Below are 26969 nucleotides of genomic sequence, written 5' to 3'. Positions count from 1 at the left end.
CATGCTTCACTCCACCTGGCGCAGATTCTTCCGACGCGGCGCAATGGCCGCCGCATTCGGCGTCTTTGCCGCGGGCCTGACCGTCGTCGCCCCTCTCGCCTCGAATGCGGCGGCCGCCGGCACCCTCCAGCAGGTCACCGACTTCGGCTCGAACCCCGGCAACCTGGCGATGTACGAGTACGCGCCGGCGAACCTTCCCACGAACGCCCCGCTGGTCGTGGCTCTGCACGGGTGCACCCAGTCGGCGAGTGACTACCACACGCACTCCGGCTGGCAGAAGTTCGCCGACGAGTGGGGCTTCGCCGTGGTCTACCCGCAGACCAGTGCTGCCAACAACAGCCTGTCCTGCTTCAGTTGGTTCGACTCCACGAAGGACACCCGCGGTAACGGCGAGGCGGCCTCGGTCAAGCAGATGGTCGACACGGCCGTGGCCCAGTACGGTTCGGACCGCAGTCGCATCTTCGTCACCGGCCTGTCCGCCGGTGGCGGCATGACCGCGGATCTGCTCGCTGACTATCCGGACGTGTTCGCCGGCGGCTCCGTCGACTCAGGCATCCCCGCGCAGTGTGCCACCACCCAGACGGCCGCCTCCGGCTGCCAGTACAGCAACCAGAACCTCACCCCGAAGCAGTGGGGCGACAAGGTTCGCAACTCCTACCCGGGGTACTCGGGCGCATGGCCGCGGGTCGCCATCTGGCAGGGATCCTCCGACACCACCGTCGCGCCGGTCAACGGCGCCGAACTGCGCGATCAGTGGACCGACGTCTGGGGCATCGGCCAGACGGCCTCCAGCACCCAGAACCTGACCGGCGGCACCACCGAGAGCATCTACAACGACCCCGCCGGCAAGCCGGCCGTGGCTCTCTTCTCGGTCTCCGGCATGGCGCACGGCCTCGCCGTCAACCCCGGTTCGGGCGCCGACCAGTGCGGTACCACGGGCACGTACTACCTCAACTCCATCTGCTCCAGCTACTACACCGCGAAGTTCTGGGGCCTGGACGGCAGCGGCGGTCAGGGCGGCACCGGTTCGCTGCCCGCCCCGTCCGGCCTCACGGTGACCGGGACCACCGACACGAGTGTCGCGCTGTCCTGGAACTCTGTCAGCGGCGCCGCCTCGTACAACGTCTACCGCGACGGCACGAAGGTCGGCTCCGCGACGGGCACCACGTACACCGACACCGGCCTGTCCGCCGGCACCGCCTACGGCTACACCGTCGCCGCGGTCGACTCCTCCGGCGCCGTCGGCGCGTCGTCCGCTTCGGTCACGGCGACGACGACAGGCTCCGCACCCCAGTGCTACACCGACAACAACTACAACCAGGTGGCCGCCGGCCGCGCCCACCAGAGCGGCGGATACACCTACGCCAACGGCTCTGACCAGAACATGGGCCTGTACAACGTCGCCGTCACCCACACACTGAAAGAGACCTCCCCGGGCTACTTCGTCATCGCCGACTCCGGCTGCTGAACCGGCAAGAGCCGCCACGCCTGCGCCGGCTGGTCAGAACAGCCGGCGCCGGCGACGGACTGGCCGGTGAGAGCAGCCTCGCGGAAGACGCGCGCCACCAGCCTTCCTGGAGGCTGCGTCTGCAGGCGCTGACGGGGATGAAGCCGACGGGGATGAAGACGTGCCGGATCCTGGGATGGTCCCCAAGCCATGTGCGGGTGGACAGGCTGTTGTGCGAGGACAGGTTGTCGGTGGCGACGTTTCATGTCTGCCGCGTGCCCGCAGGGCGCCGTGGACCAGGTCTTCTCCGGCCCGGGGTCGTGGTCGACCTCGGAGTTGACGTGCTGGCCGTCCGGCGACCAGCCCGGCCCCGGCGGGAAGGCGCGGGGGAGCACGGTCCGGGTTCGTCGGCGCAGGCGATCCGAGGACTGAGCCGCTTGAGGTACTTGATGATCGGCAGCCCCAGGCCCAACCGGCGTGAGACCAAGGGCCGGTCTTCAGCAGGGCCGACATGGGCCGCCTCCTCCTCGACGGCGGCGACGAGCAGCGGGTGGTCGGGCCGCATTCGGTCCAGCAGCCGCGTGGACGCAAGGGGGCGGCGGCGATGTCGATCGCCGTGCCGTCCAGGCTGTCGGCACGCGCGGTGGACCTACGGCACCGTGCACACCCGCTGCCGGGGCGCGGCAGCGGCACGAGATGCCGTCCGTGCCCGAAGAAGTCTCGCCTCGGCCAGGAGTGACCAGGTCGAGGGGGTGGCCCGGCAACTCGCTAAAGTGATATCACTTTGATGGTGACCGTGGAACGAAACAGCGCTGGAGCACGGACCCAGGCTCCCCCCTCCGGGCCCGCGATCGTCGTCGACGGGCTGACCAAGCGCTTCGGCGAACGCACCGCGTTCGCCGACGTGACCTTCTGCGTCGACTACGGCGAGGTGTTCGGCTTCCTCGGGCCGAACGGGGCCGGGAAGACCACCACCGTCAGGACGCTTGGCACCCTGCTCGCCCCTACCGCCGGCTCTGCGACAGTCGCGGGCCTGGCGCTGAACGCCGCCAACGGCGTCGAGATCCGCCGCCGGATCGCCGTCATGCCCGAGTCACCGGGCCTGTATCTGCGCCTCAGCGTCACTGAGAACCTCGACTTCTTCGCGGGCCTGTACGAGCTCGACAACCGGCGCGCCCGCATCGAGCACGCCCTGCGGGCCGTCAACCTGCTCGACCGTGCGGACGATCCGTGCCGCTCACTCTCCAAGGGCCTGCGCCAGCGCGTCGGCCTGGCCCGCGCCCTGTTGAGCGACCCTCAGATCCTCTTCCTGGACGAGCCGACCTCCGGCCTGGACCCGCTGGCCGCCCGCGACGTCCACGAGCTCATCGACGGCCTGCGACGCCGCGGCGTCACCATCTTCCTCACCACGCACCGCCTCGCCGAAGCCGAGGCCCTGTGCGATCGCGTCGGCATCATGAACACCACCCTGCGTACCATCGGCCGGCCCGACGAACTGCGCGAGCGCATGTTCGCCAAGACCCTCCAGGTCTCGACCCGGGCGCCGCTCGCCGAGCCTCAGCGCGTCTTCGCCGACCTGCCCGGGGTGGAGGACTGGCACCCGAGCACGCGCGACGAGAACGGCGCCGGCTACGTGCTGGCCGTCACCGATCCGGACCTGGCCGCGCCTGCCGTAGCCCGAGCCGTGGTCTCCGAGGGCGCGGACCTGCTCACACTGAGCCCCTCGCGGCACTCGCTGGAGGACGTCTACCTCCAGCTCATCGACGAGGACGTGGAGGCGCAGGCGCGATGACGAACCAGACAACACTCCGGCCCACCGGCCGGTCCACGAGCCGACCGAGCTGGACCCGGATCCGAGCTCTGGTGCGCAAGGAGCTGAACGACTACCGGCGCAACCATTTCATCGCCACCACGATGGCCGTGATGCCGCTGCTGTTCATGATCGAACCAGTGATCACCGTTTTCAAGCTGCCCGCGAACGCTCCGGCGTCCAAGCTGGACGCCCTGGTCGGCGTCTCGTCACTGGAACTGATGTTGATCCCGGCCCTCGTGCCGGCGGTGGTCGCCTCCTACGCGGTGGTCGGCGAACGCGAACAGGGCACGCTCGAACCGGTGCTGACCACCCCGATCCGCCCGGCCGAGTTCCTGGTAGGTAAGGCACTGGCGGCCTTCCTGCCGGCGCTTGTGATCGCGTACGCGATGTACGGGCTCTTCCTCGCCGCCGTCGGAACGTTCGCGCACCCGAACGTCGTGCACGACGTCTTCCAGGCCCCGAGGATCCTCGCGCAGCTCCTGTTCACCCCGCTGCTCGCGCTCTGGTCGATCTGGGCCGCCATCGCCATCTCCACCCGCGCCGGCGACGTCCGCGTCGCCCAGCAACTCAGCTCGCTCGCCAGCCTGCCACCGCTCTCGGTGACCGCCCTGATCGGCTTCAACGTCATCCAGCCCACCGTCGGCGTAGCGGTGAGCCTCGGAGCCGCCCTGTTCCTCATCGACACGCTCGCCTGGCGGCTGGTGTCCACCCTGTTCCACAGCGAACGCCTCGTCACCGGCGTCAAGGCCTGAGGCCGAGCTCCAGACGCCCTCGCCCGGCATTCACCGAGCCCACGAAGCGCGTGGCCGCATCCGTACCGTCGGCGAACTCCAGGAGCACCCGCCACCGGTGTATCGGCCATGGGCCTGACTCTGATTCAGGAGGTCCCGTTCGTGTGTGTGGTTGTGTGCAAGGAGGTGGGGTACGGGTTCGACCCGATCCGGGGGGCTCCGGCGTCGAGGTGAGGACGGCAGAGACGAACGGCCACCGGCTGACCTTCGAGGTGTCGAAGCTCGAAGGAGATCAACACGACGACCGCACCTGACAGTGTGCCCCTGCACGCCCTCGCCGACGACAACCTCACCGTGGCGAGTCCGGCGGCGACACCCGACGTCAGCCTCCAGCAAATCGCCCTGGCCTGGCTGCTGACCCGCTCCCCGGCGGTGATCCCGGTGCCGGGCGCTGAGTGCCGCCACTTGTCGGCCGGTTGACGGATGAACCCGACGCCCGACCACCACAGGTGAACACCTTCGACCCCCGGGGGTGCCTCTATGTCTTTCGTCAAGTGAGGCGTGGGGTTCGGAGTTCGGGGTTCGTAGAAGGTGCCGTCTCGGAGCATCGCGAACAGCACGTTGATCCGCTGACGGGCCAGGCGGAGAAATGCCTGGGTGTGGGTTTTCCCGCGGGCCCGGCATCGGTCGTAGGAGGTGCGGGAGGCCGGATCGTGCAGGGCGGCGAACGCGGACAGGAACATCGCCCGCTTGAGCTGCCGGTTGCCGCCTCTGGGCGCGTGTTCTCCATGGATCGAGGTCCCCGACGACTTGGTCGTCGGGGCCAGGCCGGCGTAGGAGGCCAGGTGAGCGGCGGTGACGTACGTCGCCCGCCGGAGCAGCTGCCCCCCACCGAACCCAAGCTGCGGGTGTGTGCCGACGACGTGGTTGGCACGGGTGAGCGCGGTGCTCTCGAGGGCTCGGGCGATGCCGAAGTCGATGACCCGAGGACCTGTGCTGGAGATGATGGTCTTGCTGGGTTTGAGGTCGCGGTGGATGATGCCGCAGGCATGGATGCGCTTGAGGGCGTCGGCGACGCCGACGGCGAGGGTGTGCAGGGTTCTTGTGGGCAGGGCGCCCTGTTGTCCGAGGACGTCGTGCGGTGACGGGCCGGGGATGTAGTCGGTGGCCAGCCAGGGCGGGTCGCGGAGGGAGTCGGCGTCGACCACGGGCGCGGTGTGGCATCCGCCGACAAGACGTGCGGCCTCGATATCGCGAGTGAACCGTTCCCGGAATGTCGGATCCGCAGCGAACTCCGGCCGGATGACTTTGACCGCGACCAGGTGCTGCCCGGGGGACCGGCCGAGACAGACGGTTCCCATCCCCCTTGGCCCAGCAGAGCCGTCAAGTGGTAGCGGCCGATACGCCGAGGATCGTCCTGCCGCAGCGGCATGTGTCCGGGTGTGGGCCCGGCCTGCACAGGCGACTGCGGCTTGCTGCGCGTCGCTACGCTCCTGTCGGCGAGGATGGCGGCCACTTCGCGTTCGGTCTCCGCTTTCGGCAGCGCGGCCTGTTTCTCGCCATCTGCACGCAGGATGGCTTCGCGCTTCTCATGGTCGGCGCGCGTCTGCTTCTCCATCGACTCCTGGATGGAGGTCGGGGGCTCGCCGGCGTTCTGCTCGACGCGGTTGACGCGGATCCCCCACTTGCCGGTGGCCTCGTCGCGGACGTCTGTCGAGCGACGAACAGAAGGCAAGGGGTGTGCCCCGGTCACTGGACCGGGGCACACCCTGCGCACGAGAGGTGCGGCCTCTCAGGACTCCTGCCGCGGCTCCGGAGCGTCCAGGACGATCCCCCAGGACTCGTCGGCGCCGATCCGCACGGTGAGTTCCTGGGTGCGGCGCGGCCCGGTGAAGTGGAGGACCACGTCCTGGCGTACGGAGCCCTCGTCGAGGAAGTCGGCGGTCACCTCGGACCGGGCCGCCTTGCCGTAGGCCTTGATCCAGGCCTTGGCCGCCGGACCCGCGTCGCCGGGTTCGGTGTGCAGGGCGGCGAGGCCGTCGGCGTCTCCGTCGGCGAGGCGCCAGACTACCTTCTGGACGGTTTCGAGGCTGCCGGTGCTGGGGCGGCCCGTGACGCGCAGGGGACGGTGGTTGGTGTAGTCCGTCTGGTAGTCCAGGTGGCCGTCGTCGGAGCAGGCGGTCAGGGCGGCACCCAGGGCGAGGGCGAGGGCGGCAGACCGGATATGGCTTGGTTTCACGGTCAGTTCCTCGCCTTCGGGCGCAAGATGATCACGCGCTCGATGTAGTTGGCCTTGTGGCGGTAGCGGGCGATGGCGGCGCTCAGCGTGGTCTTGCTCACGCCGCCGTGCTGGCGCAGCTGGATCTCACGGCCGTTGTTGCCGACGACGACCGCGGCATGGTTGTACACCTTCTCCTTCTTCCACTTGAACATGACGATGTCGCCGGGTCGGGCGCCCTTCTGCGAGACCGACGGCGCGCCCCTGTACTTGGTCATGTGCCGGCGGAAGTTCTCGGCGCCCGACCAGGTGTAGCTCTTGTTCTTGATCGTGCCGAACAGGTAGTACTGCTGCCACCAGGCGCGGTCGTGCTTGCGGCCGCCGGAGCGGGTCTTCATCTTGCCGCCGTGGTAGAGGGCCTTGGACACGAAGTTGGTACAGTCCTGCCCGTACTCCCACTTGGTGTTGATGTTCTTCGAGGCCCACGCGGCGGTCCCGGAGCCTGACACTGCCGCGGCACGCAGGGCCGCGGGGGACGCGGCGGTCCGCTCCTCGACCGGGAAGCCGTCGGCGTCCAAGGCGATGGGTTCGTCCGGGACCTCGTCGGCGTCCCGGGCGTCGGGCGGGGCCACGTCCAAGCCGTTCCAGGCAGAGGGTGCCTCGGTCAGCACGGTCTCGGCGGCCGGGGCGTCGGTCGCCAGGTGCAGGATGGGGGCGCCACCGTTGCTGCTGAATGTGAACCGCTGCTCCTGGAGCCCCTCGTCCGGCTCGGCGGCACCATCCTGCTTCAGCTGGGCCGACTCGGCGACCGCCGCCCGCAGAAAGACGGTTCCGTCGGCGTCCGTGCCGACCAGGACGTCGGAAAGCTTCGCCGAGGCGTCGGTGTAGGTACGGCCATGCCGGGCAAGGAGCTCGCGGGATTCGGCCAGGGCGGGGGCCTGGGCGTTCAGCAGGTCCGCGAAGGACGCCCCGCGGGAGCCGGCGGCGAGTGCCGCGGCGGCGGTCGCGTGCCGGCCGGTGAGGATGCCGGCGCGAGCGTCAAGGTACTGCTGGACGATCTCCCGGTAGGAGGTGGCGCCGCCGGGGACGCCCGCTGTGGTCACCGGCTCGGCGGTGGCTTCGGGGCTGGTGCCGTGCCCGGTGCGGGCCTGGACGGAGACGCGGTAGGTGGTCTTGTCCGCGAGACCGGTGACGACGGCCCGGGGGGCGGTCGTGGTCACGCGGGCGGCCTCGGTGCCGTCCTGCCTGCGGACAACGACGGTGTACTCGGGCCCCTCACCGGCCGACCCGTCGTCCTGCGGCGGGTTCCAGGTGGCCAGCAGTCCGCCGTCACCGGAGGTGGCGCGGACGTCCTGCGGGCGGCCCGGGGCGGCCGAGGGGACGTAGTCGATCACCAGGCGGGGCCGTTGGGCGGCGTCCTGGGCCCGGGAGGAGTGGTACGCGACGGTCTCCCGTTCACCGGATGGCAGCCGCAGCGCGAGGCCCTCGCCGCTCTCCTGCTCCAGCCAGGACTGGACGACCGGGGCGAGGTCCTGGTCGCCGGGCCGGGCGGCGTCGGCGAAGGGAGCCTCATCGAGGAGGCCCGAGAGGTCCTTGCCGTGCTGCGGGGAAGACCAGGGGTCGAGCAACTCATAGATCTCGACCGGCCGTTCGGCGCCGCTCATGGGCGTGAGTTCGAGCCGGGCCCGGGCGATCCGCGCACCGGCAGGCACCTTGGTGAGGTCCGGTTTGAGCCAACCGGTGTGGTCGGCGTCGAGTACAAGTCGGCCGTCCCGCGTGGCGGGAGCGTCCTCGCGCACAGGGGCGGTGGCGTCGTCCAGCGACGGGCCGCTCAGCGTCAGCGACTTGGTATCGGGGGCTTTCGGGCCGGGCTTGTCGGACGCGGTGAACTCCTGCTCGTACGACCAGGCCGAGCAGCCGGTGTCGGTGCAGGCGCGCATTGCCCAGAGGTACGTCGTTCCGGATCGCAGCGCGCCTGCCGGGACCTGGGCGGCGGCGCGCCGGCCGCTGTCCACCCAGGCGTCGGGCACACGCACGCCGTCGAGCGGCTTGCCGTCCTCGTCGCGCAGGGAGAACTCGGCGCGGACACGGCCCTGTTCGGGGCTGGAAGCGACACCGGACAGCAGCGGGGTGAGGGTGTCGGTCGCACCCTGCTCCAGCGCCTGCGGCATGTCGGGCAGCCCACCGGGCCGGCGGCCGGTCTGCACGGTGAAGGTGGTCCACTGCGACCAGGCGGTGTTGTAGTGGCTGCCGTCGTAGGGGCTCGTGCGGAAGCGGTAGGTGGTGCCGTCCCTCAGCAGCCCGTCGGGCAGGGTGACGGCGGCGGGGCGGCCGGAGTCGACATAGGGCGAGACGAGATGGTTCCCGACGCGCTTGCCGGTGGCGGCATCGACGATCTCGAAGGTGCCGTTGACCCGGTCGCCGTCCTTGTCGGAGAAGGTGTCACGCAGCGTCGGGGTCGTGGTGTCGACCTGCCAGGTGGCGGAGGCGTCCTTGACGAACGGCGGCCCGGCCTGCCGGTTGTTGCCGCTGCGCGGACGGAAGTTGTACGTCACGGACAGCTTCGGCGGGTTCGCGGTGGAGTTGGCCGAGTTGACGCGCTTCCAGGGGGCGACGGCAGACTCGTCCGCGGCCCGCAGGCCCATCGTGGCCTTGGGGGCCTTGGCGGAGGCCCAGGTCTGCACGAGACCGGTCACGTCGGCACCGATCCAGCCACCGGCACCGCAGGCCGGGTTGCCCTTGGTCTCGGTGGAGGTGGCGTACTTGTTCTGCATCGTGGGCTGGCTGGTCCAGCGGCTGGCGGTGCTCGCCGCGTCGGCCGACCAGACCTCCCAGGCCTGCGGCTTGCAGTCGGTGTTGGCCGAGTGGAAGTTCCACAGGCTCAGCTTGGCGCTGCTGACCAGGGCGTCCGCGATGGGGGCGGTGCCCCAGGTGATGTACGAACGGGCCGTACGGGGCGTTCCGTTGGCGTTCTTGGTCCCGGGATTGCCGAAGTCCAGCTCGGTGTCGGTGGACCAGTCGCGGGTCTCGCCCTGTTGGACGTAGGTGTCGAAGACGTTGCTCAGCGCCGAGGTGGACGGGTCCACGGTCACCGGGAAACGGGTGTTCGGGTCGGCGAGGAAGCCGGCGTCGGGCGTCACCACGAGGTCGAAGGAGTCGTCGCCGTTCTCCACGACGTCCATGCCCACCGGCACTCTGCGGGTGTGCTCGCCCGACCGCTCGTCCACGGTCGCGTCCCACATCACCGGGGCCGGCATGACGGCACGCTCCTGGCCGGTGCGGCGGTCGGTGAACAGCACGCTGCCGTCGGTCTGCTGCCTGAGTTTGAGCCCCTCGGCCCGCAGCGGCAGGGTGTACCGGTAGGCACCCTCGCCGTCGAGCTGTCGGGGCCGCTTCTTGATCTCGACGTACTGCTCGAAACCGGTCCGGGTCGCCTCCACGACCACGTCGGCACCGGGCACGGCTTCGACGTACTCGGCCCGGTTGCCGTCCAGCAGGGGCTTGGGCAGCCCGCCCTTCCACTGGAGGGTGACCTGCTGCTCCCCCTCCCCGAGGGTGACCAGGTCACGGGGCTTGGCGGTACGGGTCGCGTCGAGCGAGTCGGCCGGCTCGCCACCCGGGCCGCCCAGGGTCAGCTCGGCGGGGTGCGCCTTGGGGGCGACGGAGCCGTCCGGCCGGACGGCCAGGTCGGTGTCCACGGCCACCCAGCGGCCGTCCCGTTCGAACCGGACCGGACCGGCCGTCAGTTCCGTGGTCAGCGAACCGTCCGCGTGCACCCAGGTGGTGGAGGTCTCGGTCCGCTCGGACAACGCCTCGACGCGATCGCCGCCACGGCGGGCAGCGGCGAGGGCGGAGGGAACGTCGGGGGCCGTCGTGGCGTCCGGTACCGGACCGCTCTGCTGCGACGGCGCAGCGGCGTACGCCGGTGTCGCCGGCACCAGGACGGAGAGAAGAACCAGGCCGGCGACACCGGCCTTTGGTATGCGCATGTGCTTGTCAATTCTCGGGTCAATAGAAAGTAATGCGGTCGTAAAGTCTAGGGTCTGGGGCGATTCTCGCGTGAAGGTGCATGACCGTTTTGTTGCTATGTATCCATGGATCCGGCCTGCCGTCCCACAGGTGACATTGATCATCGATCATGTTGGAACGCTGAGCTTCGAGAATCCGTCCCTCTCCGAGTAGTCCCTCCCGGCCGAACCGCGCACCCCTGCTCTCCGCGACCCGCTTGACATCCGCCAGGGCCTGGGAGCGCCGGATGACTTGGTCCCCTGCCTCGTGCCGGATGCAGGGCTGGGACGACCTCTGCGAGGTGTCGCTGCCGGCCAGTCCCCGAACACCCCGAACGGACCCCCTTCCGAAGCACCCGGACCACACCCTGATCACCTCGCGCGGGACGGGCGACGACTGCACGAACTTCGACGAGCTGAAGTGCCCGGTGGCGTGGACGCCTCGTCGTGACTGCACGTGCGGCGGCGAGTCGGCAGTGCCGGAACGGCGCCTGGCCGAGCCTGATCCCGTCGACAAATGACTCCGACGTCGACTCCACCGCCATCGCCGTCATGACTCTCGCCTGGCGGACCGTGACGCCGTGGGCGCGGGCCAGATGGGAGCCGTGGGACAGCCGGCCCGTCGTCGGCAGGCGCCGACCGGTTGGAGGTGAGGCGAACCCGGCGGCGCCAAGGGCCATGCCCGCTACGTCCCCCGACCGCCGCCACCCGCACGCGCGGGAAAATACCGCCATGAAACCGGAAGAGATCGCGGAACTGCGCACCATGTTCGTTTTCACCCCTCCTCAGGGCCAGAGCTGGGAACTGACCTTCGAGGGGCTGGAAGCACGGCTGCGCGAGCGCGATCCAGACACGTTCATCCGCCGTGACGGCGGGGGAGACGGACCGGTCCGCGGGGCGTCGATGATCTTCGGGACCACTCTCGACGAGGAAAACTTGGAAGGCCTGGCCAGCCTGGAACCTGAGGGCGTTTGCGTACTTGACTGCAACGCCCACTTGGCGGCGCGCTTCGCGCTGTGGCTCCGCAACAACCTGGCACCGGCCGACATCCCGGTCATGTTCAACACGGAATGGGGCATCGAGGAAGGCCTGGAACGCGCGCTCGTGCCCGACGCCGCCCGCCCCCGGATCACCGCGGCCTTCGTCAAGCATATTGAGGAGACCGGGGGCCTCGACTGACAAGTCTCAAGAACGTGGCGGACGAAACCGCAGATCCGCACGAGCGGCTCCACGCCCGGCTATGTCCAGCGCGTCTGGAGCGCGGGCCGGAGCGGTGTCCTGGCCTGCGGTCTAGGGTCTGTCGTCGATTGATCTTGACTGGTGGATCATGGTCGGGTGATGCGTCGCCATGAACTGTCCGATGCCGAGTGGGAGTTCGTCCGGCCGTTGCTGCCCGTGTCGTCGCGTGGGCGCAAGCGGCTGGACGACCGCAGGGTCCTCAACGGGATCGTGTGGAAGTTCCGGACCGGGACGGCCTGGCGGGACGTGCCCGAGCGGTACGGGCCGTGGGCCACGCTGCACACCCGTTTTCGCCGGTGGGCGGCGGACGGCACGTTCACGCGGATGCTCCGCGCCGCCCAGGTACGGGCGGACGCCGCCGGGGACATCGACTGGCTGGTGTCGGTCCACTCCACCATCGTCCGCGCCCACCAGCATGCCGCCGGCGCCCGAAAAGGGCGGCTCCGCAACCTGGCGCTCGGACGCTCCCGAGGCGGCCTGACCAGCAAGATTCACCTGGCCTGCGACGGCGCCGGCTGCCCACTCGCCTTCACCGTCACAGGCGGCAACACCAACGACCGCACCCAGTTCATCACCGTGATGGACGCGATCCGGGTACCCCGCCCAGGCCCGGGACGGCCCCGGGTGCCGCCCTCGCACGTCCCGGGCGACAAGGGCTACAGCTCCAGGGCGATCCGCAGTCGGCTGCGAGGCTTGCCTGGCGCAACCGTCGAGGCCCGACCCGCGGTTCGAAGCACACGGTCGACGGCCGCCTCGAGCGCTCGGTCGGTCTCCAGGGCTTCTACCGGCTGACCTCCGAGTCCGCCGACGCGTTGGCGGAGTTCGTCGGCAACAACATCCCTCCACCCTGACGACTGTCACTGCTGGCCGGGAGGCCTGAGGAGCCCTGGTCTTTCCGCTCTTGGAGTGTGGCAGTCGCGCGAGGTTCTCATTCAGGCGCGCGTTGCCGCGTGTGGGACGAGCCACGCCGACGGCTCAGCGTGCGGCGCGCCCGGGACGGAGCTCATCAGGGTCGACCGTCGTCAGCGCCACGCTCAGCGGCACGCCGGTGCCGGCCGCGGCGGCCAGCCGCTCGCGTACCTCGCGCGGCGTTCGAGGCCGCCAGCCGGGCCCGTCACAGCAGCCAGAGTGGAACGTGACACCCGCATTCAGCAGGGCGGTCAACGTCCGCCACCCAGCGGAGTCGCTCCGCTTCGGCACAGCGAGGTCCTGGCCCGCGTCGACCAACTCTCCACCGCAGCGCGGGCATCGGCTTGCCCACGTGCCGCGCTTCTTGAACGAAGAGCGACAGGGAAGGCACACGTAATGCCGGTGAGGAGTCCCTCCGCGAAAGCACATCGCATCAGTATGGCAAGGCCACTTCGCCTATCCCAGCGATTATCGATGCAGAAGAGTCGGCATTCTGACTTACCGCCAGGGCAGCTGTCCTGCCTCAACGACCGCTGTCGTTCGCGTTGCGGTCCCGCGCAACGTGGTTGTGTGACCAGACCATGCCCAACTGCTCCCACCGCTGGATGCGTTCGGCGTCGCGGCGTTCACGGGCGTAGATGAGGGCGGCTTCCACGCCGCGTCGCCGATACTTGCTGCGCTGCCTGTCCATGGACAGGCTCGACAGCGCCCCTCTGTCGACCGCCAAGTAGCCGTCCAGGCAGGATAATCGGGGATGTTTCCCGGTGGGATCACGTCTATCGGGTGATCCTGGGATCGGTTCGACCGAGGAGGAACTTTGCGTCAGACGATCATTGCCGTACTCACGACGGCCGCCCTGGCTGTCGCCGTCGCCCCTGCGGCGGCCGCTGGACCCGTCGCCCGTCCGTCCCTGGAACCGCTGACGAGGCTGTCCGCCGAGCGGGTCCTCATCGCCGACCAGGTGGCCGCCGCCAAGTACCGCACGGGGCAGCCCATCGACGACCCCGCCCGCGAGCAGCAGGTACTCGACGACGTGACCGCCCAGGCCAGGGCACTCGGCACCGACCCGGATGAGGTGGTAGCCGTATTCCGGGACCAGATCGAGGCGAGCAAGATCGTCCAACGCGGGCTGTTCCACATCTGGGACGCGGATCCGTCTGAGGCGCCGACCGGCAGCCCCGATCTGTCAGTGATTCGCGTCGAGATCAACCGTGTCAGCGGCGAGCTCGTTCAGGCCATCGCGGACACCGAGGCGCCCCGTACCAGCCCCCGGTGCGGAGGTCGGCTGCTGGCCGCGTACCGCAACACCGACCGTACGATGCGGCTGGACATGCTCCACTCGATCGCGCTCGGGCGTTCCCTGCCGCACGTGTGCGAGGCGAAATAGCTCCCTCACTAGTGCCGTCGGAGCGCCGGGGAGCGGTCAATCGCGCGACGTCTGAACACGATTCAACGGGTGATGTTCGCTTTCGCCGTGCGCAGGGCGTCGATCCTGCTTCGCGGCAGGGCATCCGCGGCTGCGCCCTCTGCCGCGCCGCGCCGCCCGGATCCGACCCCTCCCCGGGCCGGGCACCCGTGCCTCGTCCGTGACCCCTGGCAGACGGTCTGGTCGCTCTCCCCGACGCGGTGGACGGGTCCGGCGATCGCCGCTGTGTGATCGAGGAAGATGGCGAGACCGCCGCGCCTGTACGTTCCGCATCCCGCCTCCCTGGCCCTGGAGCGCTGGGGTCTGGCCGGTGGATCAGGACGTCGGTGGCATCCAGGGGGTGAGGTCGTCGCGCCAGTCCTCGAAGTGTTCCAGGGCGACGCTCAGATGGGAGTTCGCTCGGTACAGGGTGCCGAGGATGTGGTGCGGGTCGACGGTCGGGAGCAGGGACTCGCCGTCCTCCTCCGAGGCGGCGACAGCTTCGGCCTCCCGGTCGGTGAGGCGGTCGTAAGGGTAGGTCACGGCCGGACACGACCGGTCCGGGCTGGGGCAGGGAGTGTCGGGCGGCCACACCCAGACCGCGCCGTGGTGCCGTACGAGGACTTCGCCCACGTACCAGCCGACCGCGCGCAGGAACGGCCCCCGTCGGTCGTCGTACTGCTCCTCCCAGGTGGCGTAGCGGTCGAGGACGAGGCGTTCGAGGCGGGGGAGGGAGTCGGGGGCGAAGTCCCAGGATCCGCCTGGCTGTTCGACGAGGGCGGTGAAGTCGGCGCGGGCGGCGTCCAGCCAGGCGTTCAGATGTGGGTTGTCCTGGTAGGAGGGGTCGTCGATGGGGCGCATGCCCGGCACTCTACGGCTACCGGGGTGCGCCCGGTTGTGTCGATCCTGTGTGCGCGGCGAGTTGACGAGGGCGTGTCAATCGTCTCGTCCGTAGGGTGAGGCTTCCGGCGGCGCCACAGATGTCACGGGGGCCCCGTGGCGCCGTATGCGAACCGAGTGGTCTGGGCTCCCACTGGAGAAGCCTCGTGACTCAACTGATACCTGCGCCCCGTCGGCGCGTGTGGCTGCGGGCCGCGCTGACCCTGGCCGCAGCCGGGGTGCTGACCCTGACCGGGCTGCCCGGCCTGCCGGGCGATGCCGCGTACGCGGCCAAGGGCAAGCGCTGCGACAGCCTTCCCGACGTCACCGCGACGAATCCGGGTACGAACGATCTGCCGTGGGATCACAACATCCAGGTCCGCGCCCCGGGTGACGTGGACACCTACACGTACAACGCCCCGCGGCAGACCTTGGACGGTCTGACGCTGCCGGGGGACGCGGAGAACCCGACTCCGGAGCAGATCAAGGAGCGGGATGCGTTCCTCGACAAGTTCGACAAGAAGTACACCCAGTATCCGGAGAACAGCGAGGAGCGGGCGTTCGCCCGCTACAAGCAGTATCTCCAGGACAATCAGGGCAAGACGCCGAAGTACTCGACGTTCGCGAAGTGGCTGTCGGACGGCTACATCCTGCCGAACAACAACAACAGACGCGGCGCTGCCTACGAGACGAAGGTGATCAACGATCTCGGCCTGGTCGGCGAGGACTGGCTCTGCCAGGAGGAGATCGAGATCAAGGACAAGGACGGCAACCCCGTCATGGTCAAGGACCCCAAGACCGGCCGGATGAAGCCGCTGGTCCGCAAGTTCGACGCCGTGAACTACAAGAAGGGCGAGTTCCTGGAGTTCAAGGCCGGTCCGGGCCGCGACACCGGGCAGGACCTCGCGAATCAGAAGTTCCTGGAGGACCCCCGCTTCAGCGAGGGGAAGATCGCCTATGTCAACGGGGAGTCCAAGGACTCCGCCACCACCAAGTACGTCAACAGGGTGGCCGACGAGTACAAGGACGCGAGCGGCCAGCCCCGCATGCGGGCGTACGAGCACCTGTCCGACGACGTCCCGGAGTACAAGTCCGTCAACTACCGCAACGTGTCCGGCTCCACGCTGGAGGATCCCGACTTCGCGGTGAACGGCAACAACCGGGCCGCCGGCGGAGCCTCACGCGTCATCGACCAGTCGCCGCCCACCCCGCTCGACATGGAGAGGCAGCTCCAGCGTATCGGGAGGAACGGCGCCACCAACTTCGGTGTCCGCGGGCCGGGCGGCATCGACTTCTCCACCCTCGACCTCGCCTATGTCGGAAAGCCCGTCAAGGGCAAGGGCCTGCCGTACGCGTTCTCCGCGGACAAGATCCAGGACGAGAGCAAGGACTACGGGTGGGGCGGTAAGGCCAAGGCCGCCCTGATCTCCGACAGTTTCTTCACCTGGCTCGCGCTCACACCGGACAAGTTCTGGGTCAACCTCAACCCGGACCAGCCCGACAAGATCATGAACCCGGTGTTCGGGAAGACCGACGCGGGACGCGTCCTGCTCCAGGCCGACCTCCAGCTCAAGCACGACTACGCCAAGGACATGGATCCCCGTCAGGGCGTCGGCAAGACGTTCTGGGACGCCATGAAGGTCGCCAACGTCCCCTGCTCGCCGTCGATCCGCCTGTGGATCGAACCGAAGACCGCCAAGGTCCGCGCCGACGACAACGGCCTCTACATCCTCGACGCCCCCCTCAAGGTGAGCGTCGCCCACCTCGTCGTCAAGCACCCCAACCCCAACGGCAAGTGCGACCTGAGCGACGCCCAGGAGAAGACCGGCGAGGCCCTGGTCCGGCAGTACGTCATCCCCGACGTGGAGCAGAAGGTCGACTCCACCGCCGACTTCGCCGACCTGCGCCGCGTCTACAGCGCCCGCGTGGCCGCGGAGTACGTCCGCCAGCAGGACGCGCAGAGCCCGTCGGACTACCACTCCGTCATCAACAGCGGCAACATCGGCGCGTGGCCGCTGCGCGCCCCCAACCAGCACTGGACGCCGAAGCAGACGTGGGACGACTACATGACGTCCTACACCAAGGGGGACTACTCCTACCCGTGCGAGTACGCAGGCCAGCAGAAGGTGTGCGTCATGGGCGGCGTCGACTTCTCCAAGGCGCCCAAACGGAACATCACCTCGGTCGAGTTCCGCGTACAGCACCCGTACCTGCCCAAGTCGGCCAGGACAGCCGCCAAGACACAGCCCGATGACGCCGACAACCCGAAGCTGACCCTCCTCGGCGGCGACGGCCGGTCCACCGGCAGCGGCGGCGGCACGCCGACGCCCACTCCCACCGGCACTCCGACCAGCACGCCCACCCACCAGCCGACCACGCCCCCGGCCAGCCACACCCCGGCCCCGGGACACTCGACGCCGGCGGCCGGACACACGCCGCCGGCCACCCCGCCCGGCGATGACAACAACGGCGGCGGCCTCGCGCACACCGGCACGCAGGTCCTCGGCATCGCCGGCATCGCCGCCATGCTCGTCGCGGGCGGAGCCGCCCTGGTCTGGTTCAGGCGCCGACACGGCGCGCACCGCTGACAGCACCGACGGCACCAGCGAAGCGACGCGGCTCCCGCACCCGCCTTCCGGGCGCGGGAGCCGCGTCGTCATCGCGCGCCAGCGGCCCGACGCCACATCGCCGTTCTCTTACCGAGCAGCCCCGGAGGCGAGGCGAGGCGAGGCGTTGCGGAGCGCGAGGTCACATATCCCGTGTGCGGACCACTGTCGCATCACCGGGGCCGATGCTCTTCATCGAGCCGGTGCGGACGGGCGAGGAGCGGCGCCGCCTTCCCCGGAGCGGTCGTGCCGTTCCGGGAAAGGCGGTCGATCGGTGTGCGGTGCTGTTGTGAGGTCAGCGGACGACGTGGACCGTCACTGGCCTGGAGGTGCGATCCGTCTTCGCGTGCTGGTGGTGCTTGTCGGTCGAGTACAGCACGGAACGGAACTGCAGCTCGCCCGTGTGCGTGGCCTTGACGTCCGCGCGCGCGTCGCTGCTGAAGCTCCGTGTGACGGCGTGCCAGTGGCCCCAGTGGCCGGGTTCGCCGGACCGCTCCTGTATGACGAGCGTGGTGTACCGCTCGGCGTCGTCATCACCCTGACCGCGTACCTTCACCACGTGGCCGGCATGCACGGTGTGAGGAGCGGCCTGAATCGAGATGTCGCCCTTCGCGAACGCCGGGGATGCCGCCAGTGCAGCCGAGGCCACCCCCAGCGCGCCGACCGCCGCGAGCCGCTTCATGCCAAGCTTCATACTCGGGTCTCCTTCATCTCTTTGCCCCCTTTGCGCCAACTGGACTTCGTTACTCCCTAATTGACGCTCTTTCACCGGAGAAGAGTGGTTGCCGTGCCAAGAAGTTGGCCCCCGATTGTCACTACCTCGTAACTGCAGTGGGCCGACCACCCGCGCTGCCTCACCGCGTACAGACCAAAGCGGGCTGCCTGACAGCCAACCTGGGCGTCGACATAACTGATCGACACCCTGATCTTGATCGGGTTGGCTGGGTGGCATGCCAGAACTGCGAACCGATCGTCTTCTGCTCCGCCGCTGGCGGGAGTCCGACCTCGAACCGTGGGCGGCCATGAACGCCGATCCCGAAGTCCGAGAACACCTGGGGGAACTGCTGACGCGGGAGCAAAGCGATGCCTCGGTGGCACTCATGCAGGCCGAGTTCGACGAGCGGGGTTTTGGGTGGTGGGCGCTCGAAGCACGGGAGACCGGTGAGTTCATCGGCCGTGTGGGCTTGGACGAGGTGAATAGGGACATGCCGTTCGCGGGAGTGGATATCGGTTGGCGGTTGATGCGTTCGGCGTGGGGTCACGGTTACGCCACCGAGGCCGCCCTGGCCTGCCTGGCTTTCGGCTTCGAGGCCATCGGGCTGCCGGAAGTGGTGGCGTCGACGACCGTCCACAACCTCCGATCCCGGGCGGTGATGCGCCGGATCGGCATGACCCGGGATCCGGCCGACGACTTCGAGGATCCGAGCGTGCCCGAGGGGCCGCTTCGCCAGTGTGTGCTGTACCGGATCCGATCGTGCCCTCGCGAAGTGGTGTAGTCACCGGCCGAGCTGATTCGGTTCTGGCGGGAGAGGCTGCCGGTCGATGTCGGCGGGGGTACCGGTGAAGAGTTCAGCCGTGGAGCCTTCGGAGAGGTAGCGGCGGTCGCAAACCTGCCACTCGCCGTGGAGCTCGGCCAGGACTGCGGCTGCGAGGCGGTCCGGGCCCGCAGGGTGGGGAACATCTTCACGAGTGGGCCGGCGGGAAGTCCGCGAACGCGGTGCTATCCGTCGAATCCTCCAGCAGCAACGTCCTAACCTGCGGGAACTCCCGTCCGAGCATGTCGGCGACGACGTCCAGCTGGGTGCGGACGGCCTCTGCCGTGGCATGCGTACAGATCGTGCGGATATCACCAGCTGGACATCCTCCAGGCCACGGGCCCGTAAGGAACGCAGGAACTTTGCCCAGAACGGCTTCGACTCGCTGTGACCAATCAGCCCGAGGATGTCCCGGTGGCCGGTTGCGGAGATTCCCGTGGCGATGACCACGTCCTGGGGCACGATCTGATGGTGCACCCTGGCCTTGCAGTAGGCGGCATCCAGGCAGACGTAGGGGAAGACGGTGTGGTCCAGGCTGGGCAAGAACGTCCCGGCCACACCTTCGGGATCTTCAGATCGAGGTCATCGGCTTGGGTGGTCAGCCCCCGCTTCCGGTGGCCGTTGCGCCAGGTCGTGCGCCTCTCGGAGTGCTCGCCCGGGGCGGCACAGATGACCTCCGTGGCCTCGGCCTCGATGAGCCAGGCAGAATGCGCTCGCACGGCACCCTGACCGTCTCGACTCCGTCAGCCGTACGTGGTGACTCCGGCATCCGCATCAGATCGGTTTGGGACAAGGCCGTCGCGCGCTCCTCCGGTCGAACTGCTCGTTCACCAGGGAGACTTACGCGATGGCCTGCCACTGTTCAGAGAGCGGTCACGGACAGAAGGTGCAGGCCCCGGGCCGATACCAGCGCGTTCACGTCGAACGACCGGCTACAGTTCCCGCCCGGCTGGGTGAGAGAGTCGGAAGACCTCCCGCGACCCTGACTACGCCGCCAAGAAGACCAGGGTGGAGCACCTCCACGCCATCGCCGACGGCGAGGTCATGACCCCGACCGGGAACCGCGCCCCCGCCGGCGGGCGACCTACACCCGCCCGCACGGTTTCCGCCACCTCTTCGCGGCGTACGACCCCGCACCTGACCACAAAGGAGGACACCCGCGTCGGCATCCTGGTGAATGGCGGGAAGTCCACCAGCTCTGTCTCCGGCGTCACGTCCACCTTCGTGGGCCTCGACTCCCGGCATCCGCTGGGCCTGACCCTGGAGAACGTCAGCCTGGACGCCACGGCGTTCACGGCCTCGTACGTGAACATCGGCCTGTACAACAGTGACATCACCCCCTCCGGCACGGGCGTGACCGCCGGCTCGGTGAGCGGCAGCGGTTCCGTAGCGTCCTGCACGTTCCCCTCCTTGCCGAGCCTGTAGCCCGCGCCCCGGATCACCGCACCGCTCGACGGGGTACGCCGTGACATCGCGCGTACCCCGTTCCGTGATCCGTCGATCACCGGTCTCCCGGCAGCACATGCTGGTCGACCTGCGTGAACGACCAGGATCCGGACCGGCGGCGGAAAACCCACACGAGGTCGAAGCGGTCCGGCCAGGTGGCCGGCGTTCCTGGGGCGTCCGCCGCGCCGAGCCCGGCCACGACGGCGGGGATCCGGCTGTGCTCCCAGCAGATCAGTACGGGGCCCGGCGCGGTCAGCGCGGCCTGTGCGAGCCGGCGCTCGGACCCTTCGGCGAAGTCGGTGTCGACGGCCAGTCCGAGGTCCTTGGCCAGTGGGGTCACCGTCTGGCGCATGCGATGGGCGCCCGCGTTCGGGCCCTGGTCGGAGGCGGCGAACACCGTTGCCGGTCGTGCCAGTCCCGCCCTGGGCGGCGAGAACAGCTTCGGGAGCGCGTGTGCCCGCTCCCAGCCCCGAGCCGTCAACGACTTGCTGTCCGGTCGCCCCGAGTCGTCCATCCCGCTCAGCCCGGAGGCGGGCTTTTCACCGTGCCGGATCACCATCACCACGGTCCCGTCAGCGGCATTCACCGTGAGTGAACGGGCCGCTTTGGGTTTCTTGTGCGAGTCGGCGCATCCGACGCCGAATGGGGCGACCGACACAAGGGCCGCGCCTAGGAGCAGACGACGAGCCACAGGGGCGGAGGGCAGCGAGGGGGGTTGACCGACTTCACGCACGGGCCGACCTTACGCCGACGACGGCGGGGTCTGCTCGCGCATACGAGGAGATTGCGAGGAGTTGGCGGGCTGTTGGCCTGTGCCGGCAGCCCGACGGCCCGGCTCTATGCTGCCGACGACGAACGCCCTGGCCGGGGCGGCGTACGTGAACAACGTGTTGTTGCCGCGACAGGTGCCGATCGGCAGGCTTCGGTGACTCGGCTCGCTGGAGGCGCCGTGCGCGCAGGAGGTCCAGTGCAGGACGAGGTGATGTTCTGGCCCGCGGTGGCGGTGTCGGCCGTCACGCTCACGGCCCGCGCGGCGACGGCCAGTTCGTCCTGGAAAAGGGTCTGGGTGTACGTGCCCGGCCTCAGCACCGGGCTGCTGAAGTTGCCCGTCGACGCGTCCGGCGTGCACCAGTACTGCGCCGTGCTGTCGGCGAGGCCGACCAGGGCGGTGGAACGGCTTGCGACGCCGGATGCCTCGCACTCGCCGGTGGCCGGGGCGCCATACGGGTGCGGAGGGGCCTGTGGTGGAGCAGGTCGGCCGGTGACGTCGGCGGCCTTGGCTCCTTGACGCCGCGGAGCAGGACTTGGGGGAAGCCGATCGGGACCAGGGGGCGAGCGGGGGCGGGCGCCTCACGGGACGACCGGTCACTTGGGCAGTTCGGTACCGGAGGGCGGCCTTCACTGGGCGATGGCGATGGCGGTGACGGTCGCATCTCATCGTGTAGGGGCGTCGGGACAGCGCTGTTGTGATGTGTCGAGGTCCAACACCGTGCTGTGCCAAGGCTCCCAGGGCTGCTCTGCTTGGCCATGCGGGGATGGTCCCGTGTATTTCGTGTAAACGTGAACAGTACTTTCGCTCGGGCCGGTCTAGGTCGGGCAAAGGGATCTACCCGCATAGAGGGATTCGCTGATGTCATGCACGCGTCCGCCCGGAATCCCTGCCGGGCATCCCCACCGGGAGATCCCCCATGTCCCCCCTGCCCCACATATCGCGCCCTCTGGTGACCACCCTGTCGGCCTTCGCGCTTGCTGCCGCGGGCCTGACGGTCACCATGGGCACCGCCCATGCGGCCAGCTGCAGCCAGTCCTATCTCCCCCTGCCCGACTCCAGTTGCACGCCGGGCGCCCTCAACCCGGACGTGACGCAGGACACCATCGACTCGACCATCTGCGTCTCGGGCTGGACCTCGACCGTCCGGCCCCCGAGTTCGTACACCACCGCGCTGAAGAAGCAGCAGATCGTGGAGTACGGCTACGCGGACACGAGCCTCTCCGACTACGAGGAGGACCACTTCGTCCCGCTCGAACTCGGCGGCAGCCCGACCAGTGAGCAGAACCTGTGGCCCGAGCCCCGCTACGACACGGGCACCGGCTACACCTCCGCGGACAAGGACACCGTCGAGAACAAGCTCAAGACGGCCGTCTGCGACGGTCAGGTGAACCTCTCCGACGCGCAGAACGCCATCATGACCGACTGGACGACCGCTCTGTCCAACCTCGGCCTGAGCTGACGTCGGACCGGAAAGGGGCGGGGCCCTCCGCGCGGGAGGGCCCCTGCCGAGCGCCCATCCGTTGTGTCGAACCCCGCGCTACTGCGTGGCCGGGGTTGCCAGTCCAGGCCGAGGCCGGCCACCCGCTGCGCCGACGGTGGCGGTGAGAGGGCCGGGGCGTGCCGCCTCAGCGGTCCTTCCTGCTCCCCGGCGACATCGTCGCCGCCGGCCAGGGCGCCCCCCGTCTCCTGGGGCCGCGGCTGCCAGTCCGTGTCGAGGCCGTCGCTCAGCCCGACTGGCCATCCATCGGCCACACCCTGCCCGCCGTCCGGTATGACGCACCGCCCGCATGTGGGGAGGCAGCTGACGGCCCGGAGCATGCGACAGCATGCGCGGCCACGTGGCCCTGGGGCCGGGCCCGCGCACCTGTGCGGCCGGGCCTCGGCGAGTACAGCGCTCCACGGGTGGGGGAGCTCTGCGCAGCTGCTGCTCGTCCGTGAGGGGATCGTCATGAGTCGCTTCGTCGGGCTGTCCTGTAAGTTGCTTCGGTCTTCAAACGGCGCGGCCCGGCATGGCAGTTGCTCTGCGGCGTACTGCGCCGCACGACCGGTTTCTCCCTGTCCCGCACTCGTGCCGCACGCCATCTCGGTCTGCTTCTCGCCGCGGAGTTGACATGCGCTCCCTGACTACCCGGCCCCGGCCCGCCCGCACCGTACGCCTGCTGCTCGCCGTACTGGTCCTGGCGGGCGGCCTGTCCGGCTACGCCTTCGGCCCGCATGCCCTCACCATCACAGCCGACGACACTGTCACCTGGGTCAACCAGGACCGGCCTCCACGACGTGAAAACCACCTCCGGCCCGCAGTCGATTCACTCGCCGACGCTGAGCAAGGGCGGCAGCTGGAGCCACACCTTCACCACGGCCGGCACCTACGGCTCCACCTCACGGCTGCACAGACCACGCGGTCCGTCCCCGCACCGGCTCCGACCGCGCGCACCGGCCCCAGTCGCTCGGCCGCCGCGCCCACCCAGCAGGCGGCCCCGGAGGCCGACAGCGCCGCCTCCGCGTCCCGCCCGCTCGGCCCGATCCCTCCTTCTCACCGGAGTCGTCGCCTGGGTCGCCGTGCTCTGCCTGCTCCTGGTCGGATCACGCTCGGCCGACACGGGCACGCGCAGCAGCGGCTCGGCCAGGTACCCACGCCTCGGAGCGCACTGACGAGGCCCTCGGCAAGCATGACTGAGCAATGGTGGCGTCCGAGGGTCTTGTCGCCGCAAATCCCTGCGAGGTCGTGTGGACGAGCCCGGTTTCGCTACCCGCGTGGGTGCCGGCGGGCGGCTGTCCGTCCGCGGCTGGAGGCGTCGCCGCGAGGGCAGGCCTGTCCACGGCGTCGGTGTCGCTGGTGCTGCGTGGTGCGCCGGGACCTGGTGAGCGCACCCGGCAGCGGGTCCTGAAGGCCGCCGCCGACCTCGGCTACGGTCCGGACCGCACCGCCAGCGCCCTGGCCAGCTAGCGCAGTCGGCTGCTCGGCGTGATGATCGACGTCCACGGCGCCTTCCAGGCAGAGCTGGTCGAGCAGCTGCATCACTGCCTCCGAGGAGGTCGGCCCCGACCTCGTCCTGAGCGCCCAGACCCGGACCCGGACCCGCGACGAGAACAGGGCCATCAAGAGCCTCGTTGCTTTCCGCTGCGAGGCGCTGGGCCGTAGGATCACGGGGTCGGCCAGGTGATCGGCCATCAGGTGGGCCTCGGTCACCGCACGATCGCGTGCGTCATCGCCATCGGCATGCTCACCGCCCTGCGGGGAGGCGGGGGGCGGTTTCCGACGATGTCTCCGCCGTCGGCCATGACGACGACACCCTGTCCCGGCAAACATCGAACCGCCGAGCACCACTTCGCCTCGGCCCCCGTCCAGCACAACGCCGGAACCGCCGCGTCATGGAACTCCGCCGGCTGGTGGCCGAAGGTGTGCCCTGTGAATCCACGGCTTCTGAGCGGCGTGTTTGGATGTGTTGGTGATCATTAACGCACAGGAAACTTCCGAGCTGCGGACGTACGTGGACCGGATTCTGGAGCACTGGTGCAAGGACGAGGACACCGAGGCGCTCGTCCAGGGCGCGCAGCGGCTGACCAGGAGGGAGGCTCGGCGGCGGCTGTTCAGGTTGGGGCATGCCCTGCGTGGGCAGGTGCTCGCGCCCGGCGACGGAGTGGGGCTGTTCCTGGCCAATCGCGTGGACTCCGTCCTGGTACAGCTCGCCGTTCATCTCATCGGCTGCCGCGTGGTGTTCCTGCCGCCCGAGCCAGGGCCGGGCGAGCTCGCCGCGCTGGTCCAGCAGTCCCGGGCGCGCGCCGTGGTCACCGACCCGCTCTTCGCGCAACGGGCCGCCGATGCGGCCGGTCGCAGTGTCCATGCCCCTGTACTGCTGAGCCTCGGGCCCAGTGAGCAGCGGTGCACGGACCTGCTGGCCCTGGCGGCCGAGTGCCCGGCCGTGCGCCCCGACGGCGTGCCCGCCCCGGGAGAGGACGAAGCCGTCACCGTCCTCTACACCGGCGGAACTCTGGGCCGTCCCAAGCTCGCCGCGCACAGCCACCGGCTTTACGACGCGCTGGTGGACCTGCTGGAAGACGCTCCGCAGAACTCCCGCCCCGCGGTCTTCCCGGCCATGGACCAGGGCACGGACAGGGTGCTCGCCTCCACGCTGCTCACGCACGGCAGCGGCCACCTCACCTCGGTCCAGGCTCTGGTGACGGGGTCCACCCTCGTCGTGCTGCCCGAGTTCGAAGCGGGCGCGGCGCTGACGGTGCTGCGCGAGGAGCGGATCACCGCCACCATGTTCGTACCGCCCATGCTGTACGCGGTTCTCGACCACCCGGCGTGCGAGCCGAACGCTCTGCCCGCGCTGCGGCGGATCGTCGTCGGCGGCGCGGCCACGTCGCCCAGCCGGCTGCAGCAGGCGGTCGAGGTGTTCGGGCCCGTGCTCAGCCAGGGCTACGGGCAGTCGGAGGCGCTCGGGATCACCGCGTTCGGTGCGGAGGATCTCGCCTCGGAGGGAGCCCGCCGCCCCGAGCTCTGGCGCAGCTGCGGTCGCGCGATATCCCGCGTCGAGATCGAGATCCGTGGGGAAGACAGCTCGGCGGCACTGCCCGTCAGGCAGGTCGGCGAGGTGTGCGTCCGTGGCGAGACGGTGATGCTCGGCTACTACGAGGACCCGGAGCGCACCGCGGCGGCGCTGCACGACGGCTGGCTGCGCACCGGGGACATGGGCTATCTCGACGCCGAGGGGTACCTCTATCTCGTCGATCGGGCCAAAGACATCATCGTCACCGGCAGCACCAGCGACAACGTCTACTCCAGGGTCCTGGAGGATTTCCTGCTCACCCTGCCCGGTGTGCGCAACGCGGCGGCGCTGGGTGTGCCGGACGAGGAGTACGGGGAGGCCGTCCAGATCTTCCTGGCCACGGCCGAGGGCGCTGACGTCGACCCGGAGGCGGTCGGCGCGGCGGTGACCGCAGAGTTGGGCGCGTTGTACACGCCCAGGAGGACAGTGCTGCTGGACCACCTGCCGACGACCAAGGTCGGCAAGGTGGACAAGAAGGCGCTGCGCGCCGCGCGGACCAGCGGGGTCTTGGACATGCCGTAGGTTCCGTCGCTGTGGAGGCACGTCGGCCGATGCGACGTCAAGTGCGCCCGGAGGACAGGATGATCGTGACCCACCTCTACCGGCCGCCCTTTCCCCTGTGGAAAGGGCGAAGAAATGCGGCATGGTGAGGTGGTTCGGCCCAGATCCCGCGAGCCGCGATGAGTCCTGTGGCGTCCGGCGGTCGTACTGTCGAACCCGTCACCGAGGAGGGCTTCTGATGCGCAGCGTGACCTATTCGATGAACGTCTCACTCGACGGTTACATCGTCGGGCCGGACGGCGACTTCGACTGGACGGCGCCCGACGAGGACGTCTTTCGCTTCTGGATCGACGAAATCCGAGAGGTCGGCGTCCACCTATTGGGACGACGGCTGTACGAGACCATGCTGTACTGGGAGACCGCCGATCAGGATCCATCACTCGACGACTCCATGCTTGAGTGGGCCGCACTCTGGAAGCCGCTCCCGAAGGTGGTGTTCTCCACCACGCTGCCCGCGGTGCAGGGCCATGCCCGCCTGGCTTCCGGTGGTCTGGCCGAGGAGATCGAGCGGTTGCGAGCCGAGCCGGGGGAGGGCGACATCGCGATCGGGGGCGCGACCCTCGCCGCGGAGGCGGCCGCATTGGGTCTGATCGACGAGTACCGGGCCATGGTCTACCCAGTGCTGGTCGGCGGTGGCATCCCGTTCTTCCCCCGGCACGAGCGCCGGGTGGATCTCGAACTCGTCGAGACCCGCACCTTCAGCTCAAGAGTCGTCTACCTCCGCCACCGCGTGGCGCGCTAGGTTCTGTCGTCAAATGTCACGCCCACATCAGCAGGGCTGCGAGGGTGACGGTTGCTTGGTAGGACTCGGTGGTCTTGTCGTACCGGGTGGCGATGCCGTGCCACTG

At 69.4% G+C, this 26969-nt stretch carries 18 protein-coding genes and 6 pseudogenes; 13 read left to right on the top strand and 11 right to left on the bottom strand.

Going from position 1 to position 26969, the window contains the following annotated elements; all coding sequences use genetic code 11:
* Nucleotide 1 precedes the first annotated feature (1 nt).
* The 3 genes from ACZ4MF_RS40435 to ACZ4MF_RS40425 all read left to right on the top strand — a co-directional run bounded on the left by ACZ4MF_RS40435 (nucleotide 2) and on the right by ACZ4MF_RS40425 (nucleotide 4012).
* Nucleotides 2-1468 carry an extracellular catalytic domain type 1 short-chain-length polyhydroxyalkanoate depolymerase gene (locus ACZ4MF_RS40435; RefSeq protein ID WP_467498206.1) on the top strand — a complete coding sequence of 489 codons (1467 nt, stop codon included), beginning with the start codon at nucleotides 2-4 and terminating at the stop codon, nucleotides 1466-1468.
* Nucleotides 1469-2243: 775 nt separating this feature from the next.
* A complete protein-coding gene (locus ACZ4MF_RS40430) occupies nucleotides 2244-3239 on the top strand; it encodes an ABC transporter ATP-binding protein (RefSeq protein ID WP_467498204.1) in 996 nt (331 codons plus the stop codon).
* Nucleotides 3236-4012 carry an ABC transporter permease gene (locus ACZ4MF_RS40425; RefSeq protein WP_467498202.1) on the top strand — a complete coding sequence of 259 codons (777 nt, stop codon included), beginning with the start codon at nucleotides 3236-3238 and terminating at the stop codon, nucleotides 4010-4012. The genes ACZ4MF_RS40430 and ACZ4MF_RS40425 overlap by 4 nt, the downstream gene beginning before the upstream one ends.
* A 548-nt stretch (nucleotides 4013-4560) precedes the next feature.
* Here the strand turns inward: ACZ4MF_RS40425 and ACZ4MF_RS40420 are convergent.
* The 5 genes and pseudogenes from ACZ4MF_RS40420 to ACZ4MF_RS40400 form a co-directional block, all read right to left on the bottom strand.
* Nucleotides 4561-5352, bottom strand: a pseudogene (locus ACZ4MF_RS40420) (protein kinase domain-containing protein); the annotation flags it as partial.
* Between the two features lie 134 nt (nucleotides 5353-5486).
* Nucleotides 5487-5699 (bottom strand): annotated as a pseudogene (locus ACZ4MF_RS40415) (SPFH domain-containing protein); the annotation flags it as partial.
* Between the two features lie 84 nt (nucleotides 5700-5783).
* Nucleotides 5784-6230, bottom strand: coding sequence for a hypothetical protein (locus ACZ4MF_RS40410; RefSeq protein WP_467498200.1), 447 nt, complete (start codon nucleotides 6228-6230; stop codon nucleotides 5784-5786).
* Between the two features lie 2 nt (nucleotides 6231-6232).
* Nucleotides 6233-7873 (bottom strand): amidase domain-containing protein, encoded by a 1641-nt coding sequence (locus ACZ4MF_RS40405; protein WP_467498251.1) that lies wholly within the window; start codon nucleotides 7871-7873, stop codon nucleotides 6233-6235.
* 534 nt (nucleotides 7874-8407) lie between these two features.
* Nucleotides 8408-10198 (bottom strand): annotated as a pseudogene (locus tag ACZ4MF_RS40400) (DNRLRE domain-containing protein); the annotation flags it as partial.
* A 750-nt stretch (nucleotides 10199-10948) separates the two neighbouring features.
* Between ACZ4MF_RS40400 and ACZ4MF_RS40395 the strand changes: the two are divergent.
* Both ACZ4MF_RS40395 and ACZ4MF_RS40390 read left to right on the top strand, forming a co-directional pair.
* Nucleotides 10949-11395: a hypothetical protein gene (locus ACZ4MF_RS40395; RefSeq protein ID WP_467498249.1), complete on the top strand. Its 447-nt coding sequence runs from the start codon at nucleotides 10949-10951 to the stop codon at nucleotides 11393-11395.
* Between the two features lie 159 nt (nucleotides 11396-11554).
* Nucleotides 11555-12145 (top strand): annotated as a pseudogene (locus tag ACZ4MF_RS40390) (IS5 family transposase); the annotation flags it as partial.
* Between the two features lie 742 nt (nucleotides 12146-12887).
* On the opposite strand, the gene ACZ4MF_RS40385 reads toward ACZ4MF_RS40390, so the two are convergent.
* Nucleotides 12888-13091 carry a hypothetical protein gene (locus ACZ4MF_RS40385; protein ID WP_467498198.1) on the bottom strand — a complete coding sequence of 68 codons (204 nt, stop codon included), beginning with the start codon at nucleotides 13089-13091 and terminating at the stop codon, nucleotides 12888-12890.
* Between the two features lie 90 nt (nucleotides 13092-13181).
* Between ACZ4MF_RS40385 and ACZ4MF_RS40380 the strand changes: the two genes are divergently transcribed.
* Nucleotides 13182-13751 carry a chorismate mutase gene (locus ACZ4MF_RS40380; RefSeq protein ID WP_467498196.1) on the top strand — a complete coding sequence of 190 codons (570 nt, stop codon included), beginning with the start codon at nucleotides 13182-13184 and terminating at the stop codon, nucleotides 13749-13751.
* A 354-nt stretch (nucleotides 13752-14105) separates the two neighbouring features.
* Here ACZ4MF_RS40380 and ACZ4MF_RS40375 read toward each other — a convergent pair whose 3' ends face one another.
* The gene (locus tag ACZ4MF_RS40375; protein ID WP_467498194.1) at nucleotides 14106-14630 is read right to left on the bottom strand and encodes a hypothetical protein; all 525 of its coding nucleotides are present in this window, start codon (nucleotides 14628-14630) and stop codon (nucleotides 14106-14108) included.
* A 185-nt stretch (nucleotides 14631-14815) separates the two neighbouring features.
* Between ACZ4MF_RS40375 and ACZ4MF_RS40370 the strand changes: the two genes are divergently transcribed.
* Entirely contained in the window at nucleotides 14816-17236 is a 2421-nt protein-coding gene (locus ACZ4MF_RS40370) for a hypothetical protein (protein WP_467498192.1), read from the top strand.
* 313 nt (nucleotides 17237-17549) lie between these two features.
* On the opposite strand, the gene ACZ4MF_RS40365 is transcribed toward ACZ4MF_RS40370, so the two are convergent.
* Complete coding sequence (locus ACZ4MF_RS40365) at nucleotides 17550-17948, bottom strand: hypothetical protein (protein WP_467498190.1); 399 nt, start codon at nucleotides 17946-17948, stop codon at nucleotides 17550-17552.
* Between the two features lie 256 nt (nucleotides 17949-18204).
* On the opposite strand from ACZ4MF_RS40365, the gene ACZ4MF_RS40360 reads away from it, so the two are divergent.
* The gene (locus tag ACZ4MF_RS40360; protein ID WP_467498188.1) at nucleotides 18205-18750 is read left to right on the top strand and encodes a GNAT family N-acetyltransferase; all 546 of its coding nucleotides are present in this window, start codon (nucleotides 18205-18207) and stop codon (nucleotides 18748-18750) included.
* Here the strand turns inward: ACZ4MF_RS40360 and ACZ4MF_RS40355 are convergent.
* A pseudogene (locus ACZ4MF_RS40355) lies at nucleotides 18751-19564 on the bottom strand (transposase).
* Between the two features lie 233 nt (nucleotides 19565-19797).
* Here ACZ4MF_RS40355 and ACZ4MF_RS40350 point away from each other — a divergent pair.
* The gene (locus tag ACZ4MF_RS40350; protein ID WP_467498186.1) at nucleotides 19798-20214 is read left to right on the top strand and encodes a hypothetical protein; all 417 of its coding nucleotides are present in this window, start codon (nucleotides 19798-19800) and stop codon (nucleotides 20212-20214) included.
* Nucleotides 20215-20290: 76 nt separating this feature from the next.
* Here the strand turns inward: ACZ4MF_RS40350 and ACZ4MF_RS40345 are convergent, their stop codons facing one another.
* Complete coding sequence (locus tag ACZ4MF_RS40345; protein ID WP_467498184.1) at nucleotides 20291-20794, bottom strand: histidine phosphatase family protein; 504 nt, start codon at nucleotides 20792-20794, stop codon at nucleotides 20291-20293.
* A 278-nt stretch (nucleotides 20795-21072) separates the two neighbouring features.
* Nucleotides 21073-21417 (bottom strand): annotated as a pseudogene (locus tag ACZ4MF_RS40340) (hypothetical protein); the annotation flags it as partial.
* A 506-nt stretch (nucleotides 21418-21923) separates the two neighbouring features.
* Here ACZ4MF_RS40340 and ACZ4MF_RS40335 point away from each other — a divergent pair.
* From ACZ4MF_RS40335 to ACZ4MF_RS40320, 4 genes are all read left to right on the top strand, one after another.
* Entirely contained in the window at nucleotides 21924-22466 is a 543-nt protein-coding gene (locus ACZ4MF_RS40335) for a hypothetical protein (RefSeq protein ID WP_467498182.1), read from the top strand.
* A gap of 1368 nt (nucleotides 22467-23834) precedes the next feature.
* A complete protein-coding gene (locus tag ACZ4MF_RS40330) occupies nucleotides 23835-23954 on the top strand; it encodes a helix-turn-helix domain-containing protein (protein WP_467498180.1) in 120 nt (39 codons plus the stop codon).
* 502 nt (nucleotides 23955-24456) lie between these two features.
* Nucleotides 24457-26082, top strand: a complete 1626-nt coding sequence (locus ACZ4MF_RS40325; protein ID WP_467498178.1) for a class I adenylate-forming enzyme family protein — start codon at nucleotides 24457-24459, stop codon at nucleotides 26080-26082.
* A gap of 217 nt (nucleotides 26083-26299) precedes the next feature.
* Nucleotides 26300-26863, top strand: coding sequence for a dihydrofolate reductase family protein (locus ACZ4MF_RS40320; RefSeq protein ID WP_467498176.1), 564 nt, complete (start codon nucleotides 26300-26302; stop codon nucleotides 26861-26863).
* Nucleotides 26864-26969: the final 106 nt, after the last annotated feature.

It is taken from the genome of Streptomyces sp. NPDC025793, assembly GCF_055558375.1.
The sequence above is the reverse complement of the archived record's forward strand: the minus strand, read 5'-3'. Positions and strand labels throughout refer to the sequence as shown.